At 60.2% G+C, this 6,827-nt stretch carries 9 protein-coding genes and 1 pseudogene; 1 reads left to right on the top strand and 9 read right to left on the bottom strand.

The genetic code is table 11. The features are described 5' to 3' along the window. The 4 genes and pseudogenes from ABL914_RS13390 to ABL914_RS13375 all read right to left on the bottom strand — a co-directional run. A pseudogene (locus ABL914_RS13390) lies at nt 1-419 on the bottom strand (tRNA pseudouridine(55) synthase TruB); the annotation flags it as partial. Between the two features lie 4 nt (nt 420-423). Continuing rightward, complete coding sequence (locus ABL914_RS13385; protein WP_391563688.1) at nt 424-1,116, bottom strand: site-2 protease family protein; 693 nt, start codon at nt 1,114-1,116, stop codon at nt 424-426. Beyond that, on the bottom strand, nt 1,113-1,667 hold the full coding sequence (locus ABL914_RS13380) for a GNAT family N-acetyltransferase (protein WP_391563687.1): 555 nt from the start codon (nt 1,665-1,667) through the stop codon (nt 1,113-1,115). The genes ABL914_RS13385 and ABL914_RS13380 overlap by 4 nt, the downstream gene beginning before the upstream one ends. Beyond that, entirely contained in the window at nt 1,664-2,242 is a 579-nt protein-coding gene (locus ABL914_RS13375) for a thymidine kinase (RefSeq protein WP_391563686.1), read from the bottom strand. The genes ABL914_RS13380 and ABL914_RS13375 overlap by 4 nt, the downstream gene beginning before the upstream one ends. A 116-nt stretch (nt 2,243-2,358) precedes the next feature. On the opposite strand from ABL914_RS13375, the gene ABL914_RS13370 reads away from it, so the two are divergent. Then, entirely contained in the window at nt 2,359-2,901 is a 543-nt protein-coding gene (locus ABL914_RS13370) for a YceI family protein (protein ID WP_391563685.1), read from the top strand. Nucleotides 2,902-2,904: 3 nt separating this feature from the next. Here ABL914_RS13370 and ABL914_RS13365 read toward each other — a convergent pair whose 3' ends face one another. The 5 genes from ABL914_RS13365 to infB form a co-directional block, all read right to left on the bottom strand. Next, nucleotides 2,905-3,303 (bottom strand): hypothetical protein, encoded by a 399-nt coding sequence (locus tag ABL914_RS13365; protein WP_391563684.1) that lies wholly within the window; start codon nt 3,301-3,303, stop codon nt 2,905-2,907. Nucleotides 3,304-3,403: 100 nt separating this feature from the next. Then, nucleotides 3,404-3,790: a 30S ribosome-binding factor RbfA gene (gene rbfA / locus ABL914_RS13360; protein ID WP_391563683.1), complete on the bottom strand. Its 387-nt coding sequence runs from the start codon at nt 3,788-3,790 to the stop codon at nt 3,404-3,406. Then, nucleotides 3,790-4,170, bottom strand: a complete 381-nt coding sequence (locus tag ABL914_RS13355) for a helix-turn-helix transcriptional regulator (protein WP_391563682.1) — start codon at nt 4,168-4,170, stop codon at nt 3,790-3,792. Before ABL914_RS13355 ends, rbfA begins: the two co-directional genes overlap by 1 nt. Before the next feature lie 4 nt (nt 4,171-4,174). Then, entirely contained in the window at nt 4,175-4,420 is a 246-nt protein-coding gene (locus ABL914_RS13350; RefSeq protein WP_391563681.1) for a type II toxin-antitoxin system RelE/ParE family toxin, read from the bottom strand. A gap of 56 nt (nt 4,421-4,476) precedes the next feature. Then, on the bottom strand, nt 4,477-6,827 hold a 2,351-nt coding region (infB, locus tag ABL914_RS13345; protein WP_391563680.1), incomplete at its 5' end, for a translation initiation factor IF-2.

Raw genomic sequence — 6,827 nt, 5'->3', positions numbered from 1 at the left:
TCCCCCGCCCGCGCCCGGTCATAGGCCCGCGCGCCATCGACCTTGATCGCGGAATAGACCGGCGGAACCTGCACGATCGGCCCGGTAAAGCGCGCCAGCACGGCCGCTACGTCTTTCCACGCGGGCCGGACAACACTCTCCGCGATCACCTTACCTTCAAGATCGAGCGTATCGGTCTCAGCCCCGAACGCAATCGTGAACTGATATTCCTTGTCGCCATTAAGCATCCGCCCAGTCAGCTTGGTTGCTTCACCAAGGGCAATCGGCAGCACCCCGGTGGCCAGCGGATCAAGTGTGCCGCCGTGGCCGACCTTGACTTTGCCAAGGCCAGCTTCGCGGCAGACGCGCTTGACCGCGGCCACGCCTTGAGTGCTGCCAAGCCCCAGCGGCTTGTCGAGAATGATCCAGCCATCGGGCATCTGGTCAGGCCCCGGCGATTGCCCCGACCAGCCCAAGATATTGGCCGGTCAGCCAGTTGACCGGAGCGCCAATCAGATAGCCGACCGGATCGAATGAAGGGATCAATTGCGGCAGGACCACGATCAGGACAATCACCAGCAGGAAGCCATATTTGCGCAAGTTGCCATATGCCTGCGCCGCGCTTTCGGGCAAAAGCCCTTCCATGATGTGCGATCCATCAAATGGCGGGATCGGCAGCAGGTTGAACAGCGCCAGAAAGACATTGATCAGGATGAATTTGAACAGGTTGAGATAGACGAATGCCGCCACTGCCGACGGTTCTTGCCCCGAACCATTCAGGCGCATCAGCAGGCCAAGTACCACGGCAGAGATCAGCGCCATGACCAGGTTCGATCCCGGACCTGCCGCAGCAACAAGCATCATGTCGCGGCGCGGGTTGCGCAGCCGCTGGTTAAACACCGGAACCGGCTTGGCCCAGCCGAACACCGGAAACTTCGCCAGTGCCAAAAGGCCAGGCACAATGATCGTTCCCACCGGATCGACATGCTTGAACGGGTTCAGGCTGAGCCGGCCCAAGCGCGCCGCAGTGTCATCGCCCAGTGCCCGCGCGGTCAGGCCATGCGCCACCTCGTGAAAAACGATCGCAAAGATCAACGGCACGATCAGCGCCGCAGCCTGGATAATGGTATCATTCATAAGCCTAATTTCTCCCGGTCGCGCTCTACCACCGAATAGATCGCGCTGTCGCGCAGATACCCGGTCCAGGTAATCATATGGTTGCGCAGCACCCCTTCGAAAAGGGCCCCGATCTTTTCGCAGGCCGCCATCGAGCGGGCATTGCGGGTATCGACCGAAAAGAACATCCGTTTGAGCCCGCAAGCAAAGCCATGCGCCAGCATCAATCGTTTGAGCGGGCCATTGACTGCACCGCCGCGAAATTTCGGGCGCAAATAGGTGTTGCCGATCTCAGCCGTCCGCCATTCAAGATTGGTCCCGATCCAGGCCGTCATCCCGGCCAGATCGCCGTCCACCAGTATCGCGAACGGCAGCCGGTCCGGGTTGGCCAGCAGCCGGGTGAAACTCTCATCGAAATGATCGGAATCATAGGAGATGCCATACATCTCCCAGATCGCCGCATCCTCGCCGCAGGCCTCGCGCAAGGGTTCGCGGTGATGCTCGGCCAGCGGTTCCAGCCGCAGCGACCCATCTTGCAGGACGGACAGCAACCCCAGCGGGTCTTGCCTCACCACCCCAACGCCTCAACAAAATGCTTGCGACACAGCGCAACATAGCGGTCGTTGCCGCCAATCTCGGTCTGCGCGCCTTCGGCCACCGCGGCGCCGCTTTCATCGACCCTCAGGTTCATGCTCGATTTGCGGCCGCAGTGGCACACGGCCTTGAGCTCGATCAGCGAATCCGCGATCCCCAGCAGCACCTTGGCACCGGGGAACAGCTCGCCCTGAAAGTCGGTCCGCAGGCCATAGCACAGCACCGGAATTCCCATAAAATCAGCCACTTTGGCCAGCTGCCAGACTTGCGCTTCGGTCAGAAACTGGGCCTCATCCACCATTACGCAAGCCAAGGGTTCTACCCGGTGCGTTGCCCCGATCCGATCGCCCAGATCGGTTGCGCCATCAAAGCGGTGGGCCTGTGCGTGCAGGCCGATCCTGCTCTCGATCGCCTTGTCGCCCCCCCGATGGTCCAGCGCGGCGGTCCACAGCATGGTCGCCATGCCGCGTTCGTGGTAGTTGAAATTCGCCTGGAGCAGCGTGGTCGATTTGCCCGCGTTCATACTGGCGTAGTAAAAATAGAGTTTGGCCATCGCCATTCCTTAATCGGCTGAGACGAAAGTGCCAGCGCGATTGACAGGGCTGGCATGGGCGGTGCACTCCGCACTGATCGCAAACGAAAGGGTCGGCCTTGCGAAGACTGTTTGCCATGGCGGCACTGGCCTCGCTTGCTGCGGCGCCGCCAGCCTATCGTTATCAGCTTGATAATGCGCACAGCACTGTAACCGCCAAGGTTTCCTACCTTGGTGTGGGCAGCAAGACTGCGCGGTTTCCGGTGATGAAAGGTGCGATCCGGATCACGCCAGATCGGCTCGGCGAAATCGATCTGTATGTCGAATTGGATGCGCGGGCGCTGGATGCTGGCAGCAAGGGCGATACCGCACAGCTGCGCGGCAAGGATTTCTTCGACGTTGCCCGCCACCCGGCAATCACCTTCACCGGACAACGCATGACCATGAACGGGCCGGTTTCAGCCCGGCTTGATGGCACAATCACCGCGCGCGGGATCAGCCGCCCGGCCAGCCTTGCGGTAACATTCCGCGATCCACCCGCCCGGGCAAGCGGGCGCGATCCGGTGCAGCTGCGCGCCACTACCACGATCAATCGCCGCGAATTCGGGATGAACGCCTATGGCTGGGCAATCGGCAAGACTGTGAAGATCACCATCGATGCCCGGCTGATGCCAAGCTGAAAATCAGGCGCAGATCATCCCGTCGCCTGCTTTGGTGAAATTGACCAAGCGGATGCCGGGCAAGGCTTGCGGCCAATTCTCATACATCGTCACCCCGGGGATCAGCGTGCAGACGCTGGTGCGATTGCCTTTGTCGCCGGGTTTTTTGGCGATGAAGGCTTGATAATTGTATGCGGTGCCCGAACCGTTGAGCACGATCATGTTCCCGCCCTCAAGCGACACCTTGATCTCATCTTCGCCGGGCTTTTCATCGTCAAGGCCCGTACGTGCGGAAGCCGGCTGACCATCGACGATCTTGAAGAACCATGTTTCGCCTTGTTGCACGAACAGGCCCGGCTGAGCATACTTTTCGGCAACCCTGGGTTCGTCGGCCGCAGCGGGCGCCAGTGCCAGCGGCATCACCGCACAAGCTATCACGAGCAAAATCCGGCGCATGGCAATCCTCTCAACCTATTGAAAGCACAGCGCCATCTTGCCGCACCGCGCCGCGCGGCGCAGCCGCTTAATCAAGATCGCGCTGAACCTTGGGATCGCGCAGCAGCTCTTCGATTTTCTCAGCCACATCGAAGCTTTCATCGGACAGGAATTTAAGCTTCGCTGCAAATCTGAGCTTCAGCTTGCCCGCCACTTCCTTTTGAAAGAACGCCGTGTTGGTGCGCAACGCTTTGAGCACAACCGCATCATCCGAGCCCAGCAGCGGCTTCACGAAAACGGTCGCATGGCGCAGATCCGGGCTCATCCGCACCTCGGTAACGCTGACCGCGTGGGCACTCAACACCTCGTCATGGACCATCTGCCGAGTCAGCAATTCGCTGATCACATGGCGCACCTGCTCGCCCACCTTCAGCAGGCGGACCGAGCGGGTTTCGGGGGTGGCGGCTGGTGCCATCAATCGCCTGCAACTGGCAAGAGATCTTCCAGATCGAGTTTGAGCGCCTTGGCGAGCTCTTGCCAGAGCCTGATTCCACCTTCGGCACGCCCTTTTTCCAACTTGGAAATGAACGAACCTTGCCGACTGACCATCTCACCAAGGCCATCCAACGTCAGCCCGCGATGTTGTCGCCAGACCATCAAAGGATTTTCTCCGTTTATCAAACGATGGACAATCTCGGCGGGAATATACTCTTCGCCAGAGGCGCGACGCTCGTCCGCTTTGACCGCCGCAACAATATCGGCATAGTTCTCTGCCGCTTCGGACAGATGCACGAACTCTTCACGGCTAAGGACCACCATCTGCGCACCGGCGATCTCGACAAACTGCACGGTCATCGTTTCACTCCTCGTAGATGGACCCACGCGGGCCGATTTGCTCGATTGCCAGAATTGACCCATCGATGCAGAAGATAACACGCCAATCCTGCACTCGGAGACGATACTCGTCCCGGCCGACAAGCTTGGTGACGTTCGAATTGGAAGCCAGTGGGCTGACAGCCAATTCGTTGATCTTGCGCTCGATCAACACCCTCTTGTTCGAGCGTAACAGCGATTTCAACGCCGCTTTGGCATAGCGCACTTCCACAGTTTCCGTCTATATCAGACGGAAACTGTGGTCAACTCATTCTGTCCATTTCGGACCTAAAGCGTCCGTTCGCGTTCTTCCACTTCGAACACTTCGAGCATGTCGCCGGCCTTGATATCGTTGGTATCCTGCAGCAACACGCCGCATTCGAGGCCTGCGCGGACTTCGGGGACATCGTCCTTGAAGCGGCGCAGCGAAGCGATCGTGGTTTTCGAGACGATGACATCCTGGCGCGTAAGGCGCGCAAACAGCCCCTTCTTGATCCCGCCTTCAAGCACCAGCAGGCCAGCCGCCTTGTCGCGCTTGCCAGCCGGGAACACATCCTTGACCTCGGCCCGGCCAACCACATGCTCGATCCGTTCCGGACCCCAGATCCCGGCCATTTCCTTGGCGATGTCATCGGTCAGATGATAGATCACATCGAAGTACTTCATCCGCACCTTCTGGCGATCAATCAGCTCGCGCGCCTTGGCATTGGGGCGAACATGGAAGCCGATGATCGGCGCGCCGCTGGCCCCGGCCAACAACACATCGCTTTCGGTGATTGCGCCAACGCCGGATTGCAGCACCTTGACCTTGATCTCATCGTTCGAAAGCTTGTTAAGGGCATTGACGATTGCTTCGGTCGATCCCTGCACGTCGCTTTTGATCACTACCGGATATTCGATCACATCCGATTTCGCCTTCAGTGCAGAGAACATGTTCTCCAGGCTGGCAGGCGCTGTGGTGGTGCGCTTGGTGGTGGCCTGTTCCTGACGGAATGCGGCCACTTCGCGGGCCCGGCCCTCACTTTCAACCACGGTCAGCGTATCGCCGGCCATCGGCACGCCGCCGATCCCCAGCACTTCCACCGGCAGTGCCGGCGGTGCAACCTTGATCTGGCGGCCCTTGTCATCCAGCATCGCGCGAACGCGGCCAGCGTGGGTGCCAACAACCAGAATGTCGCCCACTTTCAGCGTGCCGCGCGTGATCAGCACGGTCGCCAGCGGGCCCTTGCCCTTGTCAAGCTTGGCTTCGACCACGGTTGCTTCGGCCGAGCGATCCGGATTGGCCGTCAACTCCATCACTTCGGATTGCAGTAGGATTTTTTCGATCAGTTCATCCATCCCCTTGCCCGATTGGGCCGAGACTTCGACATCCTGAACATCGCCAGACATCGCCTCGACCACGATCTCATGTTCAAGCAGACGTTCGCGGATTTTCTGGGCATTGTATTCCGGCTTATCACACTTGGTGATCGCCACGATCATCGGCACACCGGCCGCCTTGGTGTGATTGATCGCCTCGATTGTCTGCGGCATGATCCCATCATCACCGGCCACCACCAGAATGACGATATCGGTGACATTGGCACCGCGCTGGCGCATTTCGGTAAATGCTTCGTGGCCCGGCGTATCAAGGAAGGTGACCAGATCGCCGCCTTTGGTCTTGATCTGATAAGCCCCGATATGCTGTGTGATCCCGCCAGCTTCGCCGCGCACCACATCGGTGCCGCGCAATGCATCAAGCAGGCTGGTCTTGCCGTGATCGACATGGCCCATGATCGTCACCACTGGCGGGCGTGCCTTCAGCGTTTCCAGCGCATCAACGTCTTCTGCGGTATCGATATCGATATCGCTATCCGAAACGCGGGTGATGTTGTGGCCGAATTCTTCGACCAGCAGTTCAGCCGTATCCTGATCGATCGTCTGGTTGACCGTTACCGGCATGCCCAGTTTGAACAGTGCCTTGACCAGATCAGCACCCTTTTCGGCCATCCGGTTTGCCAGTTCCTGGACCGTGATCGCTTCGGGCACAACGACATCGCGGACCTGCTTTTCGCGCGGCTGGGCATTGCCGCCAAAGTGGGCGCGCTTTTCCTTTTCACGCGCACGCTTAAGCGCGGCAAGGCTGCGGGCGCGGGCGCCTTCATCCTCATTAAGCGCCTTGGAAACGGTCAACTTGCCTGAATGGCGCCGTTCGGTGCTGGTCTTGTCACGTGGATGGGCGATCTTCTTGGCCGCCGGCTCGGGCCGCTTGGGCGCGGCCACCGGGGTAAAGCGGCGGGCAGCCGGCGCTGCGACACCGCGCGGTGCTTCTTCAGCCGCGGCGGCGCCAGCATCAGCGGCGGCTTCAGGTTCGCTGGCCGCAGCAGCCTCAGGTACTGGCGCAGCAACAGCTGCAGGCACAGCATCTTCTGACTCGGCCTTGCGATTGTCTTCAGTGCGGCGACGCTCTTCTTCCTGAACGCGCAACCGTTCTTCAGTCTCGCGGCGGGTTTGCTGTTCAAGCACCGAAAGCCGCGCTTCCTCTGCTTCGCGCTGGAGCCGGGCGACCCGTTCTTGCGGTGTTTCAGCCGCTGACGAAGGCCGTGGCGCAGCCGGTTTGGCCACGACCGGCGCAGGCACCGGCGCGGGCGGCGGCGGTG

It is taken from the genome of Novosphingobium sp. (assembly GCF_040079535.1).
GTDB lineage: Bacteria > Pseudomonadota > Alphaproteobacteria > Sphingomonadales > Sphingomonadaceae > Novosphingobium.
This window is presented reverse-complemented; position numbering and strand designations above follow the sequence as displayed.

Coding starts and splice junctions, on each gene's coding strand:
- ABL914_RS13385 (WP_391563688.1), bottom strand. CDS start 1,116: ATGAATGATACCATTATCCAGGCTGCGGCGCTGATCGTGCCGTTGATC.
- rbfA (WP_391563683.1), bottom strand. CDS start 3,790: ATGGCACCAGCCGCCACCCCCGAAACCCGCTCGGTCCGCCTGCTGAAG.
- ABL914_RS13355 (WP_391563682.1), bottom strand. CDS start 4,170: ATGACCGTGCAGTTTGTCGAGATCGCCGGTGCGCAGATGGTGGTCCTT.
- ABL914_RS13375 (WP_391563686.1), bottom strand. CDS start 2,242: ATGGCCAAACTCTATTTTTACTACGCCAGTATGAACGCGGGCAAATCG.
- ABL914_RS13370 (WP_391563685.1), top strand. CDS start 2,359: ATGGCGGCACTGGCCTCGCTTGCTGCGGCGCCGCCAGCCTATCGTTAT.